Source organism: Sphingomonas aurea (assembly GCF_030678875.1).
Lineage (GTDB): Bacteria > Pseudomonadota > Alphaproteobacteria > Sphingomonadales > Sphingomonadaceae > Sphingomonas > Sphingomonas aurea.
Genome location: NZ_JAUUDS010000010.1, coordinates 20,703 through 45,323, shown reverse-complemented (window position 1 = coordinate 45,323; position 24,621 = coordinate 20,703). Strand labels below are relative to the sequence as shown.

18 protein-coding genes are annotated in these 24,621 nt (G+C 69.1%); 8 read left to right on the top strand and 10 right to left on the bottom strand.

Annotated elements, in window-relative coordinates:
* Window positions 1-107: 107 nt before the first annotated feature.
* The 3 genes from Q5H91_RS14955 to Q5H91_RS14945 are packed head-to-tail and all read left to right on the top strand — an operon-like array spanning window position 108 to window position 4,029.
* The gene (locus tag Q5H91_RS14955) at window positions 108-1,031 is read left to right on the top strand and encodes an XdhC family protein (protein ID WP_305174247.1); all 924 of its coding nucleotides are present in this window, start codon (window positions 108-110) and stop codon (window positions 1,029-1,031) included.
* Window positions 1,018-1,656: a nucleotidyltransferase family protein gene (locus tag Q5H91_RS14950; protein ID WP_305174246.1), complete on the top strand. Its 639-nt coding sequence runs from the start codon at window positions 1,018-1,020 to the stop codon at window positions 1,654-1,656. Before Q5H91_RS14955 ends, Q5H91_RS14950 begins: the two co-directional genes overlap by 14 nt.
* Before the next feature lie 12 nt (window positions 1,657-1,668).
* The gene (locus Q5H91_RS14945; protein ID WP_370655278.1) at window positions 1,669-4,029 is read left to right on the top strand and encodes a putative bifunctional diguanylate cyclase/phosphodiesterase; all 2,361 of its coding nucleotides are present in this window, start codon (window positions 1,669-1,671) and stop codon (window positions 4,027-4,029) included.
* Between the two features lie 24 nt (window positions 4,030-4,053).
* On the opposite strand, the gene Q5H91_RS14940 is transcribed toward Q5H91_RS14945, so the two are convergent.
* Genes Q5H91_RS14940 through Q5H91_RS14930 form a run of 3 tightly spaced genes read right to left on the bottom strand, consistent with a single transcriptional unit; the run spans window position 4,054 to window position 7,419 of the window.
* Window positions 4,054-4,377 carry a DUF3140 domain-containing protein gene (locus Q5H91_RS14940; protein WP_305174244.1) on the bottom strand — a complete coding sequence of 108 codons (324 nt, stop codon included), beginning with the start codon at window positions 4,375-4,377 and terminating at the stop codon, window positions 4,054-4,056.
* A 43-nt stretch (window positions 4,378-4,420) separates the two neighbouring features.
* Window positions 4,421-4,885 carry an MAPEG family protein gene (locus Q5H91_RS14935; RefSeq protein ID WP_305174243.1) on the bottom strand — a complete coding sequence of 155 codons (465 nt, stop codon included), beginning with the start codon at window positions 4,883-4,885 and terminating at the stop codon, window positions 4,421-4,423.
* Complete coding sequence (locus tag Q5H91_RS14930) at window positions 4,882-7,419, bottom strand: PAS domain-containing protein (RefSeq protein ID WP_305174242.1); 2,538 nt, start codon at window positions 7,417-7,419, stop codon at window positions 4,882-4,884. Before Q5H91_RS14930 ends, Q5H91_RS14935 begins: the two co-directional genes overlap by 4 nt.
* Window positions 7,420-7,567: 148 nt before the next feature.
* Here Q5H91_RS14930 and Q5H91_RS14925 point away from each other — a divergent pair, with 148 nt between their 5' ends.
* Both Q5H91_RS14925 and Q5H91_RS14920 read left to right on the top strand, forming a co-directional pair.
* On the top strand, window positions 7,568-8,857 hold the full coding sequence (locus Q5H91_RS14925; RefSeq protein ID WP_305174241.1) for a dicarboxylate/amino acid:cation symporter: 1,290 nt from the start codon (window positions 7,568-7,570) through the stop codon (window positions 8,855-8,857).
* Window positions 8,854-9,363: a biliverdin-producing heme oxygenase gene (locus Q5H91_RS14920; RefSeq protein ID WP_305174240.1), complete on the top strand. Its 510-nt coding sequence runs from the start codon at window positions 8,854-8,856 to the stop codon at window positions 9,361-9,363. The genes Q5H91_RS14925 and Q5H91_RS14920 overlap by 4 nt, the downstream gene beginning before the upstream one ends.
* Window positions 9,364-9,366: 3 nt before the next feature.
* Here the strand turns inward: Q5H91_RS14920 and Q5H91_RS14915 are convergent, their stop codons facing one another.
* The 7 genes from Q5H91_RS14915 to rpiA all read right to left on the bottom strand — a co-directional run bounded on the left by Q5H91_RS14915 (window position 9,367) and on the right by rpiA (window position 18,369).
* The gene (locus Q5H91_RS14915; RefSeq protein ID WP_305174239.1) at window positions 9,367-11,505 is read right to left on the bottom strand and encodes a histidine kinase dimerization/phosphoacceptor domain -containing protein; all 2,139 of its coding nucleotides are present in this window, start codon (window positions 11,503-11,505) and stop codon (window positions 9,367-9,369) included.
* A gap of 82 nt (window positions 11,506-11,587) precedes the next feature.
* The gene (locus Q5H91_RS14910) at window positions 11,588-12,334 is read right to left on the bottom strand and encodes an HAD-IIB family hydrolase (protein ID WP_305174238.1); all 747 of its coding nucleotides are present in this window, start codon (window positions 12,332-12,334) and stop codon (window positions 11,588-11,590) included.
* Window positions 12,331-13,143: a Cof-type HAD-IIB family hydrolase gene (locus Q5H91_RS14905; protein WP_305174237.1), complete on the bottom strand. Its 813-nt coding sequence runs from the start codon at window positions 13,141-13,143 to the stop codon at window positions 12,331-12,333. Before Q5H91_RS14905 ends, Q5H91_RS14910 begins: the two co-directional genes overlap by 4 nt.
* Before the next feature lie 142 nt (window positions 13,144-13,285).
* On the bottom strand, window positions 13,286-14,269 hold the full coding sequence (gnd, locus tag Q5H91_RS14900) for a phosphogluconate dehydrogenase (NAD(+)-dependent, decarboxylating) (protein WP_305174235.1): 984 nt from the start codon (window positions 14,267-14,269) through the stop codon (window positions 13,286-13,288).
* Between the two features lie 124 nt (window positions 14,270-14,393).
* Window positions 14,394-15,515, bottom strand: coding sequence for a transaldolase (tal, locus tag Q5H91_RS14895; protein ID WP_305174234.1), 1,122 nt, complete (start codon window positions 15,513-15,515; stop codon window positions 14,394-14,396).
* A gap of 4 nt (window positions 15,516-15,519) precedes the next feature.
* Window positions 15,520-17,622, bottom strand: coding sequence for a transketolase (tkt, locus tag Q5H91_RS14890; protein WP_305174233.1), 2,103 nt, complete (start codon window positions 17,620-17,622; stop codon window positions 15,520-15,522).
* Window positions 17,623-17,679: 57 nt separating this feature from the next.
* The gene (gene rpiA / locus Q5H91_RS14885; RefSeq protein WP_305174232.1) at window positions 17,680-18,369 is read right to left on the bottom strand and encodes a ribose-5-phosphate isomerase RpiA; all 690 of its coding nucleotides are present in this window, start codon (window positions 18,367-18,369) and stop codon (window positions 17,680-17,682) included.
* 194 nt (window positions 18,370-18,563) lie between these two features.
* On the opposite strand from rpiA, the gene Q5H91_RS14880 reads away from it, so the two are divergent.
* Genes Q5H91_RS14880 through Q5H91_RS14870 form a run of 3 tightly spaced genes read left to right on the top strand, consistent with a single transcriptional unit; the run spans window position 18,564 to window position 24,611 of the window.
* Window positions 18,564-19,772 carry an efflux RND transporter periplasmic adaptor subunit gene (locus Q5H91_RS14880; protein ID WP_370655277.1) on the top strand — a complete coding sequence of 403 codons (1,209 nt, stop codon included), beginning with the start codon at window positions 18,564-18,566 and terminating at the stop codon, window positions 19,770-19,772.
* A 4-nt stretch (window positions 19,773-19,776) separates the two neighbouring features.
* On the top strand, window positions 19,777-23,031 hold the full coding sequence (locus Q5H91_RS14875; protein ID WP_305174230.1) for an efflux RND transporter permease subunit: 3,255 nt from the start codon (window positions 19,777-19,779) through the stop codon (window positions 23,029-23,031).
* A complete protein-coding gene (locus tag Q5H91_RS14870; protein ID WP_370655276.1) occupies window positions 23,028-24,611 on the top strand; it encodes an efflux transporter outer membrane subunit in 1,584 nt (527 codons plus the stop codon). The genes Q5H91_RS14875 and Q5H91_RS14870 overlap by 4 nt, the downstream gene beginning before the upstream one ends.
* Window positions 24,612-24,621: the final 10 nt, after the last annotated feature.

Genomic DNA, 24,621 nt, shown 5'->3' with positions numbered 1-24,621 from the left:
GGTGGAGGGGGCGTGCCACGAGCGTTACGCCGGTGGCGAACCCCCTCCACCCCGCCCTGCGGGCGCGGTCCCCCTCCCCATGCCGGGGAGGATTGAGGAAGAAATGCATGGCCGAGAATGACAGCGTGCTGGCGGCGGCACGAGCGTGGCAGGGGGAGCCGATGGCGCTGGCGACCGTGGTGTCGACCTGGGGCTCGGCGCCGCGTCCGCGGGGTAGCCACATGCTGGTCCATGCCGATGGACGGTTCGAGGGATCGGTATCGGGGGGCTGCGTCGAGAGCGATATCCTGCAAACCGCCGCCGAGGTGATTGCCGGCGCGCCGTTCCAGCTGAAGCGCTACGGCGTCGCCGATGCCTCCGCGTGGGAAGTCGGCCTGCCCTGCGGCGGCGAGATCGCGGTAATGGTGCAACCGGTGTCGGCGGAGGGCTTCGATCCCGAGCTGTTCGACCGGATCGCCGCCGCGCGTGACAACGGCGACGCGCTGACCGTCCATACCGACCTGACGACCGGCCACTCCGACCAGCGGGTGCTCGAAACGGGCGAGGTCTTCGTCAATCGCTACGATCCGCCACGGCGGCTGCTGATCGTCGGCGCGGTGCAGATTGCGCAGGCGCTCGCCGGGCTGGCGCGCGAGCTGAAGATCGACACGGTGGTGATCGACCCGCGCGCCCGCTTCCTGACCGAGGAGCGATTCCCCGGCACCACGCTCGACGATCGCTGGCCCGACGAGGCGATCGCCGCGTGGCGACCGGGACCGGCAACAGCGGTCGTCACGCTCAGCCACGACATCAAGATCGACGACCCTGCCCTGATCGCCGCGCTGGCGACCGATGCCGCCTATGTCGGTGCGCTCGGCAGCCGCAAGAGCCACGCGGCGCGGCGCGAGCGACTCGCCGCGGCCGGCGTCGCGCCTGAACGGATCGACCGGATCGACGGTCCGGTCGGCATCGACATCGGCGCGATCGGCCCATCCGAGATCGCGCTGTCGATCGCCGCGGCGATGGTCGGGGCGTTCCATGATCGCCGCTAGGGACTGTGTCCTGATCCTGCTGGCGGCGGGCAGGTCCGCGCGCTTCGGCCCGCAGAACAAGCTAGGGGCGGACCTGCTGGGCCTGCCGGTCGGGTTGCACGTCGTCACCGCGCTGGAAGACATCCCCTTTCGCGCACGGCTGGCGATAAGCGGCGGCGGCGCGCTGGATTTCTCCACCCGCGGCTACACCGTGATCCAGAACGATCAACAGGATCTGGGCATGTCCGAGTCGGTGAAGCTGGGCGTTGCGCGCGCACGAGAAATGGAGGCGGCGGCGGTCCTGATCGTGCTGGCCGACATGCCGCGGGTAACCGCGGCGCACATCGGCCGCCTGCTCGACGCCGCCGACTCAAGCGACGCGGTGGTCGCATCCAGCGACGGTCGGGAGCCCAAGCCGCCGGTGCTGTTCGGACGCGACCGGTTCGACGCCCTCCTGTCGCTGACCGGCGATCGGGGGGCACGCGACCTGATCCGCGCGGGCCACCACGTCGTGACCAGCCCGGCGGAGCTGATCGACATCGACACGCCCGAGGATCTCGAGCGGCTGCGTCGGGCGGTGCATGCAACCGGACGATTTTGTACTTCAGATCCCACCGATCCGGACGATTGGGAAACCTCTCGCTAACCAGTCCGTGCTATGCCCCGCGCCGTGAAGAACCATCGCAACTCCAGCGCGCCGGTCAGAATCGCCCTCGCCCATCTGCTGGCGTTGCGTGAGGGGCAGGACCGTGTGGAGTGGGGGCGCATCCGCGCGGCGCAGCTGTTTGCCGGTCGCCGACTCGCCCTGTTCATGCTCGGCGCCAACCTGATTGCGGTCGCCGCGCTGATCGTGCTGCTGTCGCGCTGGATCGACCTGGTCCGACTGGGCTTCTGGGGTGCCGCCACCGCGATGATCGCGGGAGTTGCGGCCTATCGCCGGCTCCGCTCGCACCGCGGGCAGGACGGTTTCGCCAGCCTCGGCGATATCCGGGTTACCGCCTATGAGGGGCTGGCACTCGCCGCCGCCTGGTCGGCCGTGCCGCTGTGGCTCTGTCATCTGGCGCCGGTCGCCGCGGCACCGGGAACGGGGATCATCCTCGCCCTGCTGATGACCGCCGCCGCCTTCACCATGGCGCCGCTGATCCTCGCCACCCTGGCCTTCGTCGTCGGGCTGGGCGGGACGATCGCGATCGAGCTGGCGATCGACGGCAAGCTGCCGGCGGCCGGCGGGGTCACCGTCTTCTCGCTACTGCTCGCGGCGATATGCATCGGGCGCGCAGGATCGCTGATCGCGCTCCGCGCCGCCGAGATGGCGCTGGAGGAACGCGACGAAACCGTCAGCCTGCTGCTGCGCGAGTTCGAGGAATCGGGCGCCGACTGGCTGTGGGAAACCGATGCGGCGCGGCGGGTGGTCAAGGCCAATCCGCGCTTTGCCGTCGCCTGCGGGCTCGATCCGGTCAGCATCAACGGCATGCCGTTCCTGCAGGTGCTCGCCGGCCCCAGCTGGCAGACCGGCGATTTCGCGCCCGGCCTGCGCCAGCTGTCCGAGAAGCTGAAGTCGCGGCAGAGTTTTCGCGACCTGCGCCTGCCGGTCCACGTACATGGCGAGGAGCGGTGGTGGGAACTCGCCGCCTCGCCCCGGTTCGACGATCGTGGGGGCTTCTCCGGATTTCGCGGCGTCGGCTCCGACGTTACCGAGCAGCGCAGCGCGGCCGACAAGATCAACCGCATGGCCCGCTGCGACACGCTGACCGGGTTACCCAACCGGCTATCGATCAACGAGACGCTGGTGCGCGCGATGGTTGAGGCGGACAAGTGGCGCGGGCGCTGCGCGTTCATGATGATCGACCTGGATCGGTTCAAGGCGGTCAACGACACGCTGGGCCACCAGGTCGGCGACCGCCTGCTCGGCCGCGTGGCCGAGCGGCTGGCGCAGCTGATGGGTGAAAATGCGATGTGCGGGCGGCTGGGCGGCGACGAGTTCGCCGTCGTCGTGCGCGACGCGCAGGACCTGACCCTGGTCGAGCAGCTGGCCCGCCAGATCATCGAGACGCTGTCGCGCCCGTATGAGATGGACCAGCACACGCTGCACATCGGCGCCTCGGTCGGGCTGGCGGTGGGGCCGCGCGACGGCAACACCGCCGAGACGCTGATCCGCTCGGCCGACCTGGCCCTCTACCAGTCGAAGGATGCGGGCGGTGGCGTATTCCATGCCTATGAGCCCCGCCTCCACGCGCAGGCCGAGGAACGGCGCGTGCTGGAACAGGCGCTGCGCAAGGCGCTGGAGAAGGGCGAGCTGCACCTGGCGTACCAGCCGGTCGTCGACGCCGCCTCCGGATCGCTGAAGGGGTTCGAGGCGCTGCTACGCTGGAACAGCGCGGAATTCGGCAACGTCTCCCCGGCCAAGTTCGTGCCGCTGGCCGAAGAGGCACGGCTGATCGGTCCGATCGGCGACTGGGTGCTGCGCACCGCCTGCGACGAGGCGGCGCGCTGGCCGGGTCATATCCGCGTCGCGGTCAACGTCTCGCCCGAGCAGCTGCACAATCCGCATTTCGTGACCACCGTCGCCTCCGCCCTCGCCAATTCGGGGTTGCCGGCGGAGCGGCTGGAGCTGGAAGTCACCGAGAGCGTGTTCATGCACGAAGGGCTGGGCGCGACCAAGGTGCTGGAGCGGGTGCTGGAGCTGGGCGTACGGCTGTCGCTGGACGATTTCGGCACCGGCTACTCGTCGCTCGGCTATCTCTCGCGTACCAAATTCTCGACGATCAAGATCGACCGCAGCTTCGTGCAGGGCGCCGCCAAGGGCATCAGCGAGGCGGTGGCGATCATCCACGCCGTCGTCGCCCTCGCCCGCAGCCTGGGCATGACCACCACCGCCGAGGGGGTGGAAACCGAGGCCGAGCAGCGCATGGTGCAGGAGTTCGGCTGCTCGAAGATCCAGGGCTTCTTCTTCAGTCGCCCGCTGGTGGTCGAGGAAGCCAGGGCGCTCGCAATGCGCGGCGCGCGCGAGGCGGCCTGAGGTCACGCCGCCGGCGCGCGGCGATCATCGCTTCAGCGGATCGTGCCCCCAGTTCATCAGCGAGTAGCGCCAGGGCGAATGTTCCTTGTCGTCCGCCGGGCCGTGCTGGGCCATGTGGCGGTGAACATAGCCGACGACCTTGTGCATGTGCGCATAGTCTTCATCGGTCAGCTCCGCCTTCTTCTTGTGGCGGATGTCGAGGATATGCTCGCCGAAGTCGTGGCCGACGCCGGTGCCGACTTCGCGGCTCTCGTCGGTCTTCAGCCACTTCTCCAGCTCGGCCGGGGTCATGTTGACCGCCTCGCCGAAATCCTTCCACACCTGCTCGCGGTCATCCGTGTCGGCCATGGGCGATCCCTTTCCTGATCGCCCGAGAACGCGTCCGCCTGGCTCAGGGTTGCGCCAGTGTCCCGAGCGCGGCGTTGTACGCGGCGGCGGCACGGATCGAATCGACGAAGAATCCCAGCCACATGGCCGACAGGACGGCGGTGGAGGCGATGAATGCGCGGAATCGCGGGCGGACGCGGCCATGTATGTGCATCCAGCTATGCACGCAGCGCAGGATCACGAAGATCCAAGCGAGCCCCACCTGCGCGACGCCCGCCTGCCGCGTCCCCATCAGCAGCAGCACCAGCACCAGGAACAGCACCGGCGTCTCGAACAGGTTGCGCAGATTGTCACCCGCCAGCGCAACGGGCGCGAAATAGCGATTGGCGGCGGTGCCGTCGGCGAAATCCTCGCGCCGCGGTGGCGTCTTCTTCATATGGTCGAGCCGCTGCACCAGCAGCGTCATCCAGACAGTGAAGATCAGCGCCACGAAGGCGAAGACGGGCCACAAAATGTGCAGCAGGATCATCGTGTCGCCTCTCCATTCGCCCGCGCGCCCAGCACCTGCCGGACGCGCCGGGCCAGCGCCTCGCGGCTATAGGGTTTGGGCAGCAGCGCCAGCCCCGCGTCCAGTCGCCCGCCATGGACGATCCCGTCCTCGGCATAGCCGGAGGTGAACAGTACCGCGAGCCCCGGTCGCCGCTCCTGCGCCGCCCGCGCCATCGCCGCGCTGTCGAGCGGGCCCGGCATGATGACGTCGGTGAACAGCAGGTCGACCGGCCCGGCCGCGTCCAGTACCGCCAGCGCCTGGACCGCGTCGGGTGCGGTCAGGACGGTGTAGCCCAGGTCGCGGAACATCTCGACGACGGTGACGCGGACCTCGGTATCGTCCTCCACCACCAATACCGTCTCGGTGCCGCCGACCGCTGCCGCGTGGTCGACCGGCAGCTCGGCATCGGCCGCGCCGTGCGCGCGGGGCAGGAACAGGGCGACCGTCGTCCCCTCCCCTTCCGCGGTGCGCAACTCGACATGGCCGCCGGACTGGCGGACGAAACCATAGACCATCGACAGGCCCAGGCCGCTGCCCTTCCCCTCGCGCTTGGTCGAGAAAAAGGGCTCGAACACCCGCTCGGCGATCGCCGGGGGCATGCCGGTGCCGGTATCGCCCACCGCCAGCCGGACATAGTCGCCGGCCGCGACGTCACCCTGCGCGGGCAAGGCGACGTTCCCGATCTCGATCGTCAGCCGCCCCATGCCCTCCATCGCGTCGCGGGCATTGATCGCGAGGTTGAGCAGCGCATTCTCGATCCGGGCGGGATCGATGAAGATGTTCCAGAGGTCCGGCGCCACCGCCCGGTCGATCACCACCCCCTCACCCACCGCACGGCGCAGCAGCTCATCCATGCCGTCGAGCAGCCGCGCGAGGTTGACGATCCGCGGTTCCAGCGCCTGGCGCCGACCGAAGGCGAGCAGCTGCGCGGCGAGCTTCGCCCCGCGTTCGACGCCGGCCATGGCGTTGGCGACGCGGCGGGCGACACGGGGCTGATCGGCGACGTCGCGGTCGACCAGTTGGAGGTTGCCGGAGACGATCTGGAGCAGATTGTTGAAATCATGCGCGACGCCGCCGGTCAGCTGGCCGATCATCTCCATCTTCTGCGCCTGGATCAGGGCCGCCTCGGCCTGGCGCCGCTCGGCGATCTCGGCGGCGATGCGCGCCTCTAGTGTCTCGTTCAGCTGGCGCAGCTGCTCCTCGGCATGGCGGCGCTGGGCGATCTGGCGGGTGAGCGCCGTCGCCTGCTCGCGCAGCGCCTCCTCGGCGGCGCGCTGTTCGGTGATGTCGGTGTGGACGCCGACCCAGCCGTCCAGCGTCCCGTCGCGACTGCGGGTCGGCACCGCACGGATCAGGAAGACGCGCCACTGCCCGTCGAAGCGCCGCACCCGATGCTCGAACATGAACGGTGCCGACGTCTCGACCGACTTGCGCCACGCCGCGACCGTCGGCTCGACATCGGCGGGATGGATCGCACGAGTCCAGCCATAGCCGGAATATTCTGCCGGCCCCTGCCCGGTCAGCGCCGCCCAACCGGGCTGCTCGCCGGTCATCCGTCCCTCGGCATCGTTGGTCCACAGCACGCCGTGCACCGCATCCATCGCGGCGCGGAACCGGTCGTTGCTGGCGTTCAGCGCCTCTTCGCGCCGCACCCGCTTCTCGACCTCGAACGTCAGCGACTGGAAGCCGGCGACGGTGCCGTCCGCCTCGACGCGCGGGACATACTGGACCTCGACGCGGCGCTGGCCGCCGTCGCGGTGGGTGATGACCGCCTCCGCCGACACCCGCTCTCCCGCCAGCGCGCGGCGGACCAGCGGCAGGCGGGCGGCGGCTGCGTCGTCACCGGCGATCTCGCCCCAGCGGCGCCCGATCACCTGATCGGGGCGCAGGCCCAGGAATTCGTGGAAATAGCTGTTGGCGAAGCGACAGATCAGGTCGCGGTCGAAATAGGTGATGAGCACCGGCAGCGCGTCGGTCAGCTCGCGCAGCTCCGCCTCTCGCCGCCCCGCCTCGCGCTCGGCGCCGACGCGCGCGGTATTGTCGATCAGCGTGCACAGCACCCCGCCAACTGTGCCGTCCTCGTGCCGCACCGGGGTGTAGTACAGGTCGAGGAACACGGTCTGCTGGCCGTCTTCGACCCGCAGCGGCTGGTCGCGAAAGGCGACGACCTCCCCCTGCATGCCGCGGCTCAGCACGTCGTGGCTCCAGTGCCAGATCGCCGGATCGGCGGTGACGATCGCGCTGCCCAACGTCGTGGGATGCGCGGCCCCGGCAATGGCGACATAGCCGTCATTGTAGAGGACGACGTGATCCCCGCCCCAGACCAGCACCTGCGGCACCGGTGAACCCAGCAGGTTCGATACGGTCACGCGCAGCGCCGCCGGCCAGTTGCGCACCGGCCCCAGCGCGGTGTCCGACCAGTCGCGCGTGCGGATCAACCGTCCGCACTCGCCACCGCCGGCGGGCCAGGCATCGGCGGGCCCGCTGGGGGCGAAGAGGTGGCGCAGCGGCATCGGAGCCGAGACATGCCACGCGCAGGAACATAGTCAACGGCATCGAACCCGGCGATCGCGGCGGAAGAAAGGCGCCGATAGGTTCGCTTGGCTGCCGCACTGCGGATTTTGCTGGCAAGGACAAGGCGGTCCGGCGCATCGGGGATGGATGAAACGGCCATCTTTCAGCGTGCAGGTGTTCATCGGCATGGCGATCGGCCTGTCGTGCGGCTTCTGGGCGCGGCAGGTCGGCGGCGGTCCGCTGGCGGAGACGCTGCGCATTGTCGGCGAGATCTTCATCCAGCTGCTGCGCGTACTGGTGGTGCCGCTGGTGTTCACCGCCATCGTCGCATCGATCGCGGCGCTGCGCGACTTGGGCAACGCCGCCCGGCTGGTCGCCGGAACGCTGGCGTGGTTCGCGATCACCGCACTGATCGCCGTGACGATCGGCCTGCTGCTCGGCACCATCATCCAGCCCGGCGTCCGCGACGGCGTCGACATGGCCGCGGCGGTGCGGCCGGCGACGACGGGATCGTGGCTCGACTTCCTGCGCGGGCTGGTGCCGTCGAACCTGCTGGGCCTGTCCGCCTCGACTAAGGCGGATGCGGACGGGGCGTTGCAGACCGGGCTGTCATTCAACATCCTGCAGATCATCGTCATCGCCATTGCGATCGGCATCGCCGCGGTGCGCAGCGGCGACGCGGGGGCGCCGTTCCTGGCCTTCAACGCCTCGCTGCTCGCGATCTGCCGCCGCATCCTGCGCTGGGTGGTGCGGCTGACCCCGATCGGTACCGCCGGGCTGCTCGGCCACGCGGTGGTGCAATATGGCTGGCAGTCGCTGGCCGCGCTCGGCAGCTTCGCCAGCGCCGTCTATCTGGGCCTGGGGCTGGTACTGCTGGTCGTCTACCCAACGCTGCTGAAGGCGAACGGGCTTTCTGTCGGCCGCTTCTTCGCCGCCGCGTGGCCGGCGATCCAGCTGGGCTTCGTATCGCGCTCGTCGATCGCGACGCTGCCGGTGACCGAGGCGTCGGTCGAGCGGATCGGCGTGCCGCGCAGCTACGCCGCCTTTGCCGTCCCCTTCGCCGCGACGACCAAGATGGACGGGTGCGCGGCGATCTATCCGGCGATCGCGGCGCTGTTCGTTGCGCAGTACCATGCGATCCCGCTCCACGCGACGGACTATCTGCTGATCGTGCTGGTGTCGGTGGTGGGATCGGCGGCAACCGCCGGGCTGACCGGCGCGCTCGTCATGCTGACGCTGACGCTGTCGACGCTGGGCCTGCCGCTGGAGGGCGCGGGGCTGCTGCTGGCGATCGATCCGATCCTCGACATGGGGCGGACGGCGGTGAATGTCGCCGGGCAGGCGCTGGTGCCGACCCTCGTCGCCAAGCGACAGGGGCTGATCGACCAGATCGCGCCCGTCGACGCCGCCGCCCAGCCCGGTCCCGCCGCGACGTGAGTGCCGTCCAGCAGCTGCGCGCCGCCACATCGGCCTCGCACGACCGGGTCGATGCGGCGTTCGGCGGGTACGACCTGACCGACCCGATCGCCTATGCCGCGTTCCTGACCGCCCATGCCCGCGCGCTGCCGGCGGCGGAGGCGGTATTGGCGCGTCACGACGAACTGCCGGCGTGGCGCGAGCGGACCAGCCTGCTGGCGGCGGACCTTGCCGATCTCGACCTGTCGACGCCGGTGCCGCTCCCGTTCACGCTGCCCGAGCGACCGGGTGCGGCGTGGGGTGCCCTCTATGTGATCGAGGGGTCGCGGCTCGGCGGCACCATGCTGGCGCGCGGCGTTCCCGCCGCACTGCCCTCACGCTACCTCGCGGCGCGCCACCTGTCGGGCGAGTGGCGGGCGCTGCTCGCGGCGATCGATGCACGCGGGGCCGACGCCGTGTGGCGCGACGGCCTGCTGGCCGGGGCGCATGCCACCTTCGACCTGTATTCGCAGGCGGCAGCGTCTTAGCGCCTACGCCGTCAACGGTGCGGTCAGGATCGCGCGCAGCCCCGGCGCATTGTCGGTGAAGAGCATCTCGCCGTCGAGGCTGGACACGACCGCCGTCATCATCCGGCTGCCGAAGCCGCTATGTACGCCGCTCTTGCCGCCACCCTCGTCCGCGACGATCAGGCGCAGCCGGTTGCGATGCTGCTCCAGCGCGATTGAGATCGGTCCGGGCGCGCCGGCATAGGCATATTTGGTCGCGTTGATGACCAGTTCGGTCATCACCAGGCCGATGTTCACCGCCCGGTCGGTTGGGATCAGGACGGGCGCCAGATCGACCTTCATCCGCCTGCCCCATTCGGCACCCAGCGACGCCTTCATGTCGCCGACCAGCTCCTCCAGGTAGCGCGACAGGTCGATCGTCTCGATCTGGTCGTCGCGGTACAGCCGGCGATGGACCAGCGCCACGGCGGACAGCCGCGCCTGCGCCTCGATCAGCTGGTCGGCGACCGTGCCCGGCCCGGCGGCGCGCGCCTGCATCGCCAGGAATGCGCCGACGAGCTGCAGGCTGTTCTGGATGCGATGGTCGACCTCCTTCATCAGCAGGTCCTTCTGGACCAGCAGCGCGTCCTTGTCGGCCAGCGTCCTGTTCAGATGCGCGTTGAGGTCGCGCAGCTCGCGGGAGCGGCAGGCGTCCTGGAAGGTGCGGCGCAGGCGATATGCGCCTTCGATCTCCTCCAGCGTCCAGCGACGCGAGCGACCGCGCACCGCCTCGCTCCACGTCGCGAACGAGGCGCGCGGGCTGAGCGTCGCGCCAGGGGTCAGAGCGACGGCCTTATGCGGGTTGCCCGCCCACTCGATCTCCTCGACCTGCTCGACCCGGAACCACAGCAAGGTCGCGCCCTGTTCGATCAGCGGCACGGCCAGCAGGCCGCTGACCGTCCCGCTATCCACGGCCGCGGCGGGTCGCAGCGTCGCCAGCTCGTGCGTGGCGAACGGCTCCATGCCACCGTGGAGGCGCGCCCATGCCGCAAGCTCGACCACCACGTGATCGGGCGGGCAGACGCCGTCGGCGACCACCGCCTGTCCGTCGACCAGCGCGAACCCATCCGCGCCCAGCATCGTTCGCAGGTCGGCCTTGGTCCGCTCGACCGCGGCACGGAGTTCCGACGCATCGGCCAGCCGCGCGACCAGCCCGTCCTCCGCCGCGCGCAGCCGCAGCCGCTCACGATAGGTTTCCGCCTCTTCCCGGGCACGCACCTGCCGCGCCAGCGAAGAGGCGAGCGTGGCCGCCGCCTGCCGCACGTCGGCGGGCAGCGCGCGCGGGCTGTTATGGTGGCAGGCGATCAGCCCCCAGAGCAGCCCGTCCTTGACGATCGAGATCGAGGCCGAAGCCTCCACGCCCATGTTGCGCAGATACTGGAGGTGTATCGGCGAGACGCTGCGCACGCCGACGTCGCTCAGGTCCGTACCGGCGAAGCTCTCCGGGCGGATCGGCTGGGGCAGGTAATCGACATTGGGGATCGCACGCGCGCGATTGCGCACGTAGAGCGCCCGCGCCTGGCGCGGGATGTCGGACGCGGGAAAGTGATGATGCAGGAAGGTGCCGAGCGCCGGATCGCGATCCTCCGCCACGACGCGACCGGCATCATCGTCGAGGAAGCGATAGACCATCACCCGGTCGAACCCGGTCAGCTGCCGAAACGCGATCGCGGCCCGGTCGCACAGCCCCTGAAGATCGCTCGCCCGCTCGAACCCCTGCGCCAGCAGGTCGAGCCGGCCGAGCATCGTGCCGGCGCCGATCGGCTCGGCCGCGGAGGGTTCCAGTTCCACCAGCAGCAGATCGCCGGCGCGGTGGAAGGCGACGTCGAAACGCTCGCCCGCCAGCGTCACCGGCTGGCCGACCACCGTGCCACCCGGCCCTGCCGTCACCGCCTCCAGCAGCGCGGCGATATCCTGGCCCAGCAGGTCGGGCAGTTTCGTGCCGAGCCAGTCGGCGCCGATCCGCGCCTCCAGATCGCCCGCCCCCGCCACCACCATCAGGGTACGGGCGTCGGCGATCAGCAGGAGGCCATGCGGCTGGATCGATCCCGGGACATGGATGGGTTCGCGGTCGCACCCGGTCAGATCGGCGCGAGGATCGGTAGTAAAGCTCTGCGAAGCCATGCGTGCGTCCGTGTTCTTTTTCAGGGACATGGCATGGACGCTTTGCCCGGCCATTGCAAACCGATGGCCGGGCGAAACGATTCTACTTCTGGCACGCCACGATGGCGGCGATGACGCTCAGCGTTTCTTCCGGATCGCGGACGCGAACCGTGTCGAGGCCGAGTTCCTTGGCCGGATAGTCGTTGCCGCCGGGGAAGATCGCGTCGCCGATGAACATCATCGCGTCCAGCGGAATGCCGCTCTCGTCGCGCAGCCGCTTCAGGCCATACGCCTTGTCGACGCCCTCCTGCGTGATGTCGATCGAGGTGGCGCCGCCCATGTTGATCGACAGGCCCGGCAGACGCTTGCGCAGATCGGCCTGGATCACCTTGCGCTTGGCGAAGTCCGGATCCCAATGCTCCTTCGCCTCGATCGGCGCCTGCTGGCCGAGGGCGGAAAACGTGATCTGGCTACCGCGATCCTCGATCCGCTCGCCCCAGACCTGCTCGGGCACGAAGCCGGTCGCCTCCAGCGAAGCGTTGAAGGCGGCGATGATTTCCTGCCGCTTCTCCTCGGAGAACAGCTCGGCATAGACGGTCTGCCAGCCACCGTCCCTGTGGACGAACAGCTTGGTGCCGGTGGTCGGCATCAGCCACAGGCGCGAGCGGTCGGCATGCTCGGGCAGGCGGCTGGCGACCTGCTTGTCGAACTGCGGCCAGTCCCCGCCCGAGATGACCGCGACATGCGCGACGGTCAGCAGGTCGGCCAGCGCCTGCCCCATATCGTCCTTCAGCGGCTGCTTGCTCTCGGCCAGGGTTCCGTCAAGGTCGAAGGCGACGAGCTGCTTCATGCGGTGTGATCCTGTTTCAAGATAATGGTGTCGATGGCATGGGCGACGCCGTCCGCATCGTTGCCCAGGGTGACGTGATCGGCGCGATCCTGCACCGGTTGGGGCGCGTTGCCCATCGCGATGGACAGGCCGGCACGGTCGAGCATCGGCAGGTCGTTGGCCTGGTCGCCGATCGCGGCGGTTTCGGTGAGGGTCACGTCGAACGCCGCGGCCAGTTCGGCAATGCCTGCGCCCTTGTTGGCCTGGAGCGCCGTGACGTCGAGATAATAGGTCTGGCTCTGCACCACCGTCGCCTCCTCGCCATAGCGGGGCCGCACCCGGTCGTGGAGCGCGCGCAGCAGCGCCTCGTCGTCGCTGACGAAGGTGATCTTGTCGGCCCGGTCGAGCAGCGCGGCGAAATCCTGCGTGACGATCGGCTCTTGGTCGGACGCGATCCGCTCATGCTCGACATGCACGCCCTGATCGGTCGAGGCATACCAGCGATCGTCGGCGAAGACCCAGCGGTCGACCGCGGCATCGCCGACCGCGTCCCAGATGCCGTGCGCGACCGACGGGCCGATGCGGTGGTGCTCGATCACCTCGCCCGAGCGGCGAAAGATGATGCCGCCGTTGAACGCGCCGACCGGCGCATCGAGGTCGAGCGCGTCGATCAGCGGCATGATGCCCGAGCGCGGGCGCGCCGAGATCAGGGTGAAGCCGATGCCCGCGGCCTGCAGGCGGCGTACCGCAGCGGTGGTGCCATCGGTCAGCCGCTTCTGCTTGTCGACCAGCGTGCCGTCGACGTCGGAGACGAGGAGGCGGATGGTCATAGCCCCTCCCTTTCAGGGGAGGGAAACCGCGCGCGAGGCGCGTGGTGAAGGGGGGCCACCGCAAACGCATCCGCCTGTGGAGAGCGCCCTCCACCAGCTTCGCTGGTCCCCCTCTCCGTGCCGGGGAGGATCTGGATCGGCCTCACTGCGGGATCTCGGTGTGGCCACCGAAGCCGAAGCGCATCGCCGACAGCACCTTGTCCCCGAACGTATGCTCGATCCGGCTGCGGTATCGTGCGAAGAGCGAGGCGGTGAGGACGTTGGCGGGCACCTTCTCCTCCATCGCCGCGTCGATCGTCCACTGGCCCTCGCCCGAATCGGCGACGTTGCCGGTGAACTGCTCGAGCATCCCGTCCTTCGCCAGCGCGATCGCGGTCAGGTCGAGCAGCCAGGACGAGATCACGCTGCCGCGGCGCCACACCTCGGCGATGTCGGTCAGGTTCAGGTCGAACCGCTCGTCCTCGGGCAGATGCTCGCTGCTCTTGGACTTCAGGATGTCGAACCCCTCGGCATAGGCCTGCATCAGGCCATACTCGATGCCGTTATGGACCATCTTCACGAAATGCCCGGACCCGGCGGGACCGGCATGGATGAAGCCCTTCTCCGCCCGCCAGTCGTCCGCCTCCGGCCGGTCGTACGGAGTCCGCGGAATGTCACCGCGGCCCGGCGCCAGCGTCTCGAAGATCGGGTCGAGCCGGGTCAGTACCTCCTCGCGCCCGCCGATCATCATGCAGTAACCGCGCTCGCGCCCCCACACCCCGCCGGAGGTGCCGACGTCGACATAGTCGATATCCTTCTCGCGCAATGCCTTGGCGCGGCGGATATCGTCCTTGTAGAAACTGTTGCCGCCGTCGATGACGACGTCCCCTGCCCTGCCACCGTCGGCGATCGCCTGCACCGTCTGTTCGGTGATCTCGCCGGCCGGCAGCATGACCCACCAGATCGCCTGCTCGCCCAGTCTGCTCCGCATGTCGTCTAGCGACGAGGCACCGGTCGCGCCGTCGGCGACCAGCTTGTCCACCGCCGCCTGATCGCGGTCATAGGCGACGATCTCGTGACCGCCGGCCATCAGCCGCCGCGCCATGTTGCCGCCCATCCGGCCGAGGCCGATCATGCCGAGCTTCATCGCTAATCCTTCCACTGTTCGTCATGCCGGGCTCGTCCCGGCATCCACCATTCCGCAAACGCCATCGCTGCCGCACACGAGGATGGGTGGATGCCGGGACGAGCCCGGCATGACGGATTGAGAATCACGCTCCCGGGTGCTTCTGCGCGATGGCGCCGAGCAGGTCGTCGAACGCCTTGGCGAACGAGGCGACGCCCTCCAGGACCAGCGTGCCGGTGACGCCCGACAGGTCCAGGCCCAGCCGCTCCGCCTCCGCCAGTACATGGCGCGCCTCGTCGACGTCGGCGGTCAGCGTCTGTGCCACGGTGCCGTGGTCGCGGAACGCATCCATCGTCTTGGGCGGCATGGTGTTGACCGTTTCCGGCCCGATCAGCGTGTCGATGTAGAGCGTGTCGGGATAGGCCGGATCCTTGACCCCGGTCGACGCCCAGAGCAGCCGCTGCGGCTGCGCGCCCTTGGCGGCCAGCGCCTGCCACCGGTCGGAGGCGATGAAGTCCTGATACCAGGCATAGGCCTGCTTGGCGTTGGCGATCGCGACCTTGCCGCGCAATGCCTTCAGTGCGTCGGCATCGGCGTCACCCGCCTTCACCCGTTCGTCGATCTGCTTGTCGATCATCGTGTCGATGCGGCTGACGAAGAAGCTGGCGACCGAGGCGATATGATCGATCGGCTGGCCCTGGCGGACCCGCTCCTCCAGCCCGGCGGCATAGGCCTCCGCGACGCGGATATAGGCGTCGAGCGCGAAGAGGAGGGTGACGTTGACGTTGATCCCCTCTGCGATCGCCGCCGAAATGGCGGGCGCGCCGGCCAGCGTGCCGGGGATCTTTATCATCAGATTGGGCCGGTCGACCGCCGCCCACAGCTTCTTCGCCTCCGCGATCGTCGCGTCGGTGTCGTCGGCGATGTAGGGCGATACCTCCAGACTGACATAGCCGTCCTTGCCGCCTAGTCGGTCGTACACCGGCTTCAGCGTCTCGGCCGCGGCCTTGATGTCCTGGATCGCGAGATGCTCGTAGCGATCGATCGTCGCCGCGCCCGCATGCTCGCGGTCGAAAGCGGCGATCGTCTCGTCATAGGCGTCGCCGTGCCCCATCGCCTTCTCGAAGATCGACGGGTTGGAGGTCACACCGGTCAGCCCGTCCTCGGCGACCAGCGTCTCCAGCCCGCCCGCCTCCAGGAACTTGCGATCGACGAAGTCGAGCCAGACGGCCGTGCCAGCGGCGGAGAGTTCGGAGAGCTTGCTCATGCGCTTATTCCTTGTCCGTGAACGCCGCGTCGATCAGCCGGCGCGCCTGCTCGACGACGTGATCGACGGTGAAGCCGAACTTGTCCTGCAGCTTGGCGATCGGGGCGGAGGCGCCGAAGGTCTTCATGGTCACGGTGTCGCCGTGGCTGCCGACATAGCGGTCCCAGCCCATCGATCCCGCCATCTCGATCGCCAGCCGCGCCTTGACGGCGGGCGGCAACACGCTGTCGCGGTACGCCTGGTCCTGCAACTCGAAGCGATACCAGCTGGGCATCGACACCACGCGCGCCTTCACTCCGTCGGCGGTCAGCCGCTCGTACGCCTGCACCGCCAGCGACACCTCGCTGCCGGTGGCGATCAGGATCACCTCCGGCGTATCGTCGCCGGCCAGCACATAGGCGCCCTTCATCAGCCCTTCGGCCGAGGCATAGGTGGTGCGGTCTAGCGTCGGCAGCGGCTGGCGCGACAGGATCAGCGCGGTCGGCGTGCCGCTGTTCGCCATCGTCGCGCGCCAGGCCCAGGCGACCTCGTTGGCGTCGCCGGGCCGGATCGTGTCGAGCCCGGGGATGGCCCGCAGCGAGGCGACCTGCTCGATCGGCTGGTGGGTCGGCCCGTCCTCGCCGACGCCGATCGAGTCGTGGGTATAGACCCACACGTCGCCCAGCTCCATGATCGCCGACAGCCGCACCGAGGGGCGCATATAGTCGGTGAAAACCAGGAAGGTGGAGCCGTAGGATTTCAGGTGCGACAGCGCCATGCCGTTCACCACGGCACCCATGCCATGCTCGCGCACGCCGAAGTGGAAGTTCTGGCCGCCGTAATTGGACGCTTCGAACGAGGCCGCGCCCTTGATGTCGGTCTTGGTCGACGGCGCGAGGTCGGCGGAGCCGCCGATCAGCCACGGCACCCGCTTGGCGATGGCGTTCAGCACCTTGCCGCCCGAATCGCGGCTGGCGACGCCCTTGGCGTCCGCCTCGAACACCGGGATGTCGGCGTCCCAACCCTCGGGCAACGCGTCCTTCAGCATCAGGTCGAGTTCGGCGCCGAGTTCGGGATGCTCCTGCCGATAGCGGTCGGTCATCGCGACCCACTCGTCGCGCAGCTTGCCGCCGCGCCCGCCGATGCTCTCGCGGAAATGCTCGGCGACCCCCTCGGGGACGTAGAAGCTCTTGTCCTCGGGCCAGCCATAGGCGCGCTTGGTGGCGCGGACATTGTCCTCGCCCAGCGGCTCGCCATGTGCCTTCTCGGTGCCGGCGCGCGGGGAACCCCAGCCGATCACCGAGTGGACGACGATGAAGGTCGGCTTGTCGTCGGTCTTGCGGAACGTGTCGAACGCCGCCGACAGCGCTGCGATGTCGTTGGCATCGTCGACATGGATGACGTTCCAGCCATACGCCTTGAAGCGCAACCCGACATCCTCGTCGAACGCCAGGTCGGTGCCGCCCTCGATCGAGATGTGGTTGCTGTCATAGATCCAGCAAAGGTTCGACAGCTTGAGATGCCCAGCCAAACTCGCCGCCTCGGCGGCGACACCCTCCATCATGTCGCCATCGCCGCAGAGCGCATAGACGTCATGGTCGAACACGGGGAAGCCGGGCTTGTTGTAGCGTGCCGCCAGCCAGCGCTCGGCGATCGCCATGCCGACCGAGTTGCCGCAGCCCTGGCCCAGCGGGCCGGTCGTAGTCTCGACGCCGGTGGTGTGGCGGTACTCGGGGTGGCCGGGGGTCTTGGACGACAGCTGGCGGAACTGCTCGATGTCCGCCAGGCTGACCGCTTCCTGCCCGGTCTTGTTGCCGTCGGCGTCGATCTCCTCGATCCCGGCGAGGTGGATCAGGCTGTAGAGCAGCATCGAGGCATGGCCGACCGACAGCACGAAGCGGTCGCGATTGGGCCAGTCCGCGTGCCGCGGATCGTAACGCAGATACTTCGCCCACAGCGCATAGCCAACCGGAGCGAGCGCCATCGGCGTGCCGGGATGGCCCGAATTCGCCTTCTGCACCGCGTCCATCGACAGCGTGCGGATCGTATCGATGGCGAGTCGCTCCGGACTGCCGTCCTCGCGGAACGACGCGTCCGCAGGAGCGGCGACGGTCTTGGTATCTGACATGGAGGAGCCTCGTACTGGTCGACAGGGGGAACGCGCATCCGCGGGTCGGGTTGCGCCTTAATGCGAACGGCTGCGCTGTTCCAGCCGCGTAACGACGCCGTCCTGCGCGACATAGGCGGCATCGACCTGATCTAGGAACAGGCCGTGACCCAGCACGCCCGGCATCGCATCCAGCCGCGACGCCACGGCGCGTGGGTCGTCCAGCGTGACGTTCCAGTCGAGTACGGGGTTGCCATTATCGGTGTGATAGGGTGCGCGCCCCACCTGCCGCAGCATCGCCCCCTCCCCCAATCGCGCCGCGACGCTGGCGAGCGCGAAGGGCAGCACCTCGACCGGCACCGATGCATCGCCGATCGCCTGCCGATATTTGCTACCATCGGCGATCACCACCATGCGGTCGCTGGCGGCGGCGACGATCTTCTCGCGCAGCATCGCGCCGCCCGCGCCCTTGATCGCGAAGAGTCGCGGATCGATCCGGTCGGCGCCGTCGATCGTCAGATCGACCCGCGCCACCTGTGCGAAGTCGAGCACGCGGATGCCGGCGGCGCGTGCCTGCTCCGCAGAGGCGTGGCTGGTCGCCACCGCGGTGATCCGCAAGCCATCGGCGACGCGCGCGGCGAGCAGGCGGATGGCGTGGGCGGCGGTCGATCCGGTGCCCAGCCCGACGAGCATGCCATCCTCGACCTCCGCCACTGCCGCTGCGGCGGCGGCCGCCTTGTCGCGGTCCGCACTGTCCTGCTGGTCCATGCCGCTTCCCCATATCCGCCGCCCGCCGATTGGGACGACACATTGATACAAATGGGAGCTTGGCAACCCGCCGCCAATTGGGGCATTTCGGATGTCCGGGCCGTACGCGCCCGAATCCTTCCGCAGGAAAGGTTTACCGCAAGTTGGCGAGTTCGGATGGACGCAGGCGGCGAGCCCTTGCCGGCGCGGCCCTGGTGGCGACGGCGCTGCTCGGCGCATGCAGCGGCGGCGGCGAAGCGGGTGGCAACGGCCAGGCCGGTGGAAAGGGCAAGGGCGGCGGACAGCCGCCGCAGGTCGGCTTCGTTACGCTGAAGCCCACGGACGCTGCGCTGGTCACCGAACTGGCCGGCCGCGTGACCGCGTTCGAGAGCTCCGACGTTCGCCCGCAGGTGACCGGGCTGATCCGCCGCCGCTTCTTCACCGAAGGCGCGATCGTCCGCCAGGGGCAGCCCCTCTACGAGATCGACCCGCGCCTGTACCGCGCCGCCGCCAACGAGGCGCAGGCGAACCTGGCAAGCGCCCGCGCGCAGCAGGAGGCCGCGCGCATCCTGGCCGACCGCTATCGTCCCCTTGCCGAGATCGAGGCGATCTCGAAGCAGGACTATACCAACGCGCTGGCCCAGTCCCGCCAGGCGACCGCCGCGGTCGCCCAGACCCGCGCACAGCTCGACACCGCGCGAATCAACCTGCGCTTCACCACCGTCCCCGCCCCGATCAGCGGGCGGATCGGCCGGTCGCTGTTCACCGTCGGCGCGCTGGTATCGGCAACGCAGACCGACCCGCTGGCGCAGATCCAACGGCTCGATCCGATCTTCGTGGATATCCAGCAGTCGGCCGCCGACCTGCTGTCGCTGCGGCGATCGCTGAGCCGGCAGGGGCTGGTCCCGGCCAGCGCCGCGGTGCGGCTGAAGCTGGAGGACGGCAGCGATTACGGCCGCACCGGTACCGTCGAGTTCTCCGAGGCGCTGGTGAATACCGAAACCGGCACGGTGACGCTGCGCGCCCGCTTTCCCAATCCGCAGGGGCTGCTGCTGCCCGGCATGTTCGTCCGCGCCAGCTTCACCCAGGCGATCGACACGCGCGCCTTCCTCGTCCCGCAGCAGGCGGTATCGCGCGATCCGCGGGGCCAGGCAACGGTGATGATCGTCGGCCCCGACAACAAGGTCGTGCAGAAGACCGTCCGCGCCGACCGGGCGCAGGGCGCCGCCTGGGTGGTGACGCAGGGGCTGAACCCCGGCGACCGCATCATCGTGCAGGGGCTGAACGCGCAGTTGCGCCCGGGCACCGTCGTCCAGCCGGTTCCCGCCAACAGCCCGCAGCGCGTCGCGCCGCCGCAGCAGCAGGACGGCGCGAAGGGTGAGGCGAAGAACGGCGCGACCAAGTCCGGCGGCGGATCGAACTGAGCGCATGATTAGCCGCATCTTCATCGACCGGCCGATCTTCGCCTGGGTGCTGGCGATCATCGTCATGCTCGCCGGCACCGGTGCGATCCTGAGCCTGCCGATCGCGCAATATCCCGACGTGGCGCCACCGCAGGTATCGATCCGCGCCACCTTCCCCGGTGCCAATGCCCAGACCCTGCAGAACTCGGTCACCCAAGTCATCGAGCAGCAGCTGACCGGCATCGACGGGCTGCTCTATTTCAGTTCCTCCTCGTCCAGCCGCGGCTCGGTCTCGATCACCGCCACGTTCGAGAAGGGCACCGATCCCGACATCGCGCAGGTGCAGGTCCAGAACCAGGTGCAGCAGGCGGTCGCACGCCTGCCGCAGCAGGTGCAGCAGCAGGGCCTGGTCGTCCGCAAGTCGAACCCGGACAACCTGCTGATCGTCGGCGTCTATGACGAGACGGACCAGCGCACCAACCAAGATGTCAGCGACTTTCTTGTGTCGAACCTGCAGGAGCCGCTGGGCCGCGTGCAGGGCGTGGGCGACGTCAACGTCTTCGGCTCGCAATATGCGATGCGCATCTGGCTGAATCCCAGCCGGCTGGCGAGCTATGCGTTGATCCCGTCGGATGTCACCACGGCGATCCAGAGCCAGAATACCGAGGTTGCGGCTGGCGAAGTCGGCGGCCTGCCCTCCGGCCCCGAGCAGATGCTGAACGCGACGGTGACCGCACAGTCGCGACTCCAGACGCCCGAGCAGTTCCGCCAGATCATCCTGAAGACGCTGCCCTCGGGCGCGACGGTGCGCCTGTCGGACGTGGCGCGGATCGAGCTTGGCGCCGAGAGCTATGCCGCAGTCAGCCGCGTCAACCGCCATCCCGGCGCGGGCATCGCCGTGCTGCTGGCGCCGGGCGCCGACGCGCTGGAGACGGCCGAGCTGGTCAAGGCAGAGGTGGCGCGCGTCGCCAGGGGGTTCCCGGCCGGGCTAAAGGTCGCCTACGCCAACGACACCACCGCCTTCATCCAGCTGTCGATCGAAGAGGTGGTGAAGACCCTGATCGAGGCGGTGATCCTGGTTGTTATCGTCATGTTCGTGTTCCTGCAGAGCTGGCGCGCGACGCTGATTCCGACGATCGCGGTACCCGTCGTGCTGCTCGGCACCTTCGCCGTCTTCCACCTCGCCGGCTTCTCGATCAACACGCTGACGCTGTTCGGCCTGGTGCTGGCGATCGGCCTGCTGGTCGACGACGCGATCGTCGTGGTCGAGAATGTCGAGCGTTTGATGGAGGAGGATCCCGACCTCTCCCCGCGCGAGGCGACGATCCGGTCGATGGAGGAGATCAGCGTCGCGCTGATCGCGATCGCGCTGGTGCTGTCGGCGGTGTTCCTGCCGATGGCGTTCTTCGGCGGGTCGACCGGCGTCATCTATCGCCAGTTCTCCGTCACGATCGTCGCCGCGATGGTGCTCTCGGTTCTGGTCGCGCTGATCCTGTCGCCGGCGCTCACCACCTCGCTCCTGAAGCAGAAGTCGAAGGAGGCCGGCGAGGGCGACTGGCTGAAGCGCCGCTTCCCGCGTGTCGCCAACTGGGGCACCGCCGCGGCCGACTGGTTCAACCGGACGTTCGAGAAGACGGTCGATCGCTACACGCGCGGCGTCCGCTATACGGTCGATCGCAAATGGCTGTTCCTGCTGATCTATGTCGGCGTCGTCGGCCTGCTGGCAGTGCTGTTCCTGCGCCTGCCGACCGGCTTCCTGCCCACCGAGGACCAGGGCTCGGCCATCGTTCAGTTCCGCCTGCCCGCCGGTGCCACCCAGGCGCGCACGCTGGCGATCCAGCGGCAGGTCGAGCAGTATTTCACGCGATACGAGAACAAGAACCTGTCGGTCATGTTCACCGTCGCCGGCGGTGGCGGTGGCGGCGTCAGCGGGCAGAATACCGGCCAGGGCTTCCTCAACTTCGTCGACTGGGCGAATCGCGAGGGTAAGGAGAACACCGCCGACGCCATCACCCAGCGCGCCTCCGCCGCGTTCCGCGGCCTGCGCGACGCGCAGGTGTTCGCGCTGGTGCCGCCGGCGGTCCGCGGCCTTGGCCAGTCGGACGGCTTCACCATGGAGCTGCAGAACACCGGTGGGCTGACGCAGCAGCAGTTCGACGATGCGCGCGACAAGCTGCTGGCTGCCGCCAATGCCGATCCGCTACTCGCCTCCGTCCGGCTGACCGAGCTGCCCGATATCGCGACGCTGCAGATCGACATGGACCAGCAGAAGCTCGCGACGCTGGGGCTGAGCCAGACCAACGTCAATTCGACGCTGACCACTGCGTGGGGCGGCCAGTACGTCAACGACTTCATCGACCGCGGTCGCGTGAAGCGCGTCTATGTTCAGGGCGACGCGCCCTATCGTTCCTCCCCCGACGACCTGAAGCAATGGTTCGTGCGCGGGTCGAACGGGCAGATGGCGCCCTTCTCGTCCTTTGCAACGATCGGCTGGGGGACGGCGCCGACCACGTTGTCGCGGTTCAACGGCATACCCTCGTTCGAATTCCAGGGATCGGCCGCGCCGGGCAAGAGCTCGGGCGACGCGATGGCGCGCATGACCGAACTGGCCGCGCAGATCCCCGGGACCTCGGTCGCCTGGGCGGGGCTGTCGTACCAGGAGCGGCTGTCGTCGGGACAGGCGCCGCTCCTCTATGGCCTGTCGATCCTGGTCGTGTTCCTGTGTCTGGCCGCCCTGTACGAGAGCTGGTCGATCCCGTTCGCGGTGCTGCTCATCATTCCGCTCGGCCTGATCGGCGCGATCGCCTTCGTGACGCTGCGCGGGTTGACCAACGACGTCTACCTTCAGATCGGGCTGCTGACGACGATGGGGCTGGCGGCGAAGAACGCGATCCTGATGATCGAGTTCGCCGAACAGGCCGAGCGCAAGGGCGCGCGCGTGTTCGATGCGGCACTGGAGGCGGCGAAGATCCGGCTGCGGCCGATCCTGATGACCAGCTTCGCCTTCATCTTCGGCGTGCTGCCGCTGGCGATCTCGACCGGCGCCGGCGCCAACAGCCGGATCGCGATCGGCACGGCGGTGATCGGCGGGATGCTGTCGGCGACCTTCCTGGCGATCTTCTACATCCCGCTGTTCTTCGTGCTGGTGCGGCGCGGGGTGCGCGATGGTCTGGCCAAGCTGCGCGGGCGGCCTACCGGCTTCCAGGGCGACGACGGCCATCACGGCGACCCCTATGGCCCGCCCGAGCCGCAGGGTCCGCACCGGCCGGAGGCGGCATGATGAAGCGACTGGCCCTGCTCGCGGCGACCGCCCTGTCGGCCTGCTCGCTCGCGCCCAAATATGTTCGGCCGGAGGCGCCGGTGCCCCCCTCCTGGCCGGTCGGCGACGCCTATCTGCGCGCGTCGGAGGCGTCGCTGCCGACGATCACCTATCCGACCGTGTTCACCGACCGGCGCTTGCAGGCGCTGATCGGCCAGGCGCTGGTCAACAATCGCGACCTGCGCATCGCCGCCGCCAACATCCAGGCCGCCCGCGCGCAGTACCGCATCCAGCGGGCCGACCTGCTCCCGCAGATCGACGCGACCGGGCGCTACACCCGGTCCGGCGGCGGTTCGGGCACCACGACCACCGCGGGCGGCAGCACGGGAACGGGTACCGGAACAGGAACCGGGACCGGCACGGGGGTCGGAACGGGAACCGGCACCGATACGGGCACCGGGACCGGCACGGTCGTGACGACCTCGAACACCCGCAGCGCCTTCTCGGTCGGACTGGGTACGACGGCGTTCGAGCTCGACCTGTTCGGCCGCATCCGCAGCCTGAGCCGCGCCGCGCTCGACCGCTATTTCGCGACCGAGGCAGGTGCGCGCGCGACCCGGCTCACGCTGGTCGGCGACATCGCCGACGCGTGGCTGAGCTATGCCGCCGACCGGTCGCTGCTCAAGATCGCGCAGGACACCGCCGTTTCGGCCCGCCGCTCGGTGGAGCTGACCCAGGCCCGGCTCCGCGGCGGCATCAGTCCGCGCACAGACGTCGCCCAGGCGTTGCAGGTGCAGGCGACGGCGGAGGCGGACCTCGCGCTCCAGCAGACGCTGGTGGCGCAGGACGTCAACGCGCTCCAGCTGCTGGTCGGCGCGCCGGTCGATGCGGCACTGCTGCCCGCGACGCTGGCGGAGGCGTCGGCGACGATCGTCGCGCTGCCGGCGGGCCTCGACTCGGGTATCCTGCTGCGCCGTCCCGACGTGGTGCAGGCCGAATATGAGCTGCGCGCCACCAATGCAGAGATCGGCGCCGCGCGTGCGGCGCTGTTCCCGCGCATCTCGCTGACCGGGCTGGTCGGGTTCGCCTCGACCGCATTGTCGTCGCTGTTCACCGGCGATGCGTTCAACTATTCGGTGGCGCCGGCGGTGTCCTATCCGATCTTCCAGGCCGGAGCTGGCCGCGCCAATGTCCGCTACACCCAAGCGCAGCGCGATGCGGCGCTCGCCACCTATGAGCGGGCAATCCAGAGCGCGTTCCGCGAAACCGCCGACGCGCTGGCGCGGCAGGGCACGATCGATGCGCAGCTCGCCGCCAACCAGCGGTCGGTGGCTGCGACCAGCGACACGCTGCGACTAACCGACGCCGCCTATCGCGGCGGCATCACGCCGTTCCTGAACACGCTGGATGCGCAACGGTCGCTCTATACCGCACAGCGCCAGTTCGTCGCGACCCAGCTGACCGCCGCATCGAACCGGGTGACGCTGTACCGGGTGGTTGGCGGCGACTCGTCGCTTGAAGCGACGGCGGACGGGCCGAAGCCGGTCACCCCGACCGGCGCACCGCGGGCGGTGGAGCCGGGCGCGCCGCCTTCCGACTAGGCCTGATCGT

Bases quoted from the DNA above. Each gene is read 5' to 3' on its own strand.
- Q5H91_RS14955 (WP_305174247.1), top strand. From the start codon at position 108: ATGGCCGAGAATGACAGCGTGCTGGCGGCGGCACGAGCGTGGCAGGGG.
- Q5H91_RS14950 (WP_305174246.1), top strand. From the start codon at position 1,018: ATGATCGCCGCTAGGGACTGTGTCCTGATCCTGCTGGCGGCGGGCAGG.
- Q5H91_RS14945 (WP_370655278.1), top strand. From the start codon at position 1,669: ATGCCCCGCGCCGTGAAGAACCATCGCAACTCCAGCGCGCCGGTCAGA.
- Q5H91_RS14940 (WP_305174244.1), bottom strand. From the start codon at position 4,377: ATGGCCGACACGGATGACCGCGAGCAGGTGTGGAAGGATTTCGGCGAG.
- Q5H91_RS14935 (WP_305174243.1), bottom strand. From the start codon at position 4,885: ATGATCCTGCTGCACATTTTGTGGCCCGTCTTCGCCTTCGTGGCGCTG.
- Q5H91_RS14930 (WP_305174242.1), bottom strand. From the start codon at position 7,419: ATGCCGCTGCGCCACCTCTTCGCCCCCAGCGGGCCCGCCGATGCCTGG.
- Q5H91_RS14925 (WP_305174241.1), top strand. From the start codon at position 7,568: ATGAAACGGCCATCTTTCAGCGTGCAGGTGTTCATCGGCATGGCGATC.
- Q5H91_RS14915 (WP_305174239.1), bottom strand. From the start codon at position 11,505: ATGGCTTCGCAGAGCTTTACTACCGATCCTCGCGCCGATCTGACCGGG.
- Q5H91_RS14910 (WP_305174238.1), bottom strand. From the start codon at position 12,334: ATGAAGCAGCTCGTCGCCTTCGACCTTGACGGAACCCTGGCCGAGAGC.
- Q5H91_RS14905 (WP_305174237.1), bottom strand. From the start codon at position 13,143: ATGACCATCCGCCTCCTCGTCTCCGACGTCGACGGCACGCTGGTCGAC.
- gnd (WP_305174235.1), bottom strand. From the start codon at position 14,269: ATGAAGCTCGGCATGATCGGCCTCGGCCGGATGGGCGGCAACATGGCG.
- tal (WP_305174234.1), bottom strand. From the start codon at position 15,515: ATGAGCAAGCTCTCCGAACTCTCCGCCGCTGGCACGGCCGTCTGGCTC.
- tkt (WP_305174233.1), bottom strand. From the start codon at position 17,622: ATGTCAGATACCAAGACCGTCGCCGCTCCTGCGGACGCGTCGTTCCGC.
- rpiA (WP_305174232.1), bottom strand. From the start codon at position 18,369: ATGGACCAGCAGGACAGTGCGGACCGCGACAAGGCGGCCGCCGCCGCA.
- Q5H91_RS14875 (WP_305174230.1), top strand. From the start codon at position 19,777: ATGATTAGCCGCATCTTCATCGACCGGCCGATCTTCGCCTGGGTGCTG.
- Q5H91_RS14870 (WP_370655276.1), top strand. From the start codon at position 23,028: ATGATGAAGCGACTGGCCCTGCTCGCGGCGACCGCCCTGTCGGCCTGC.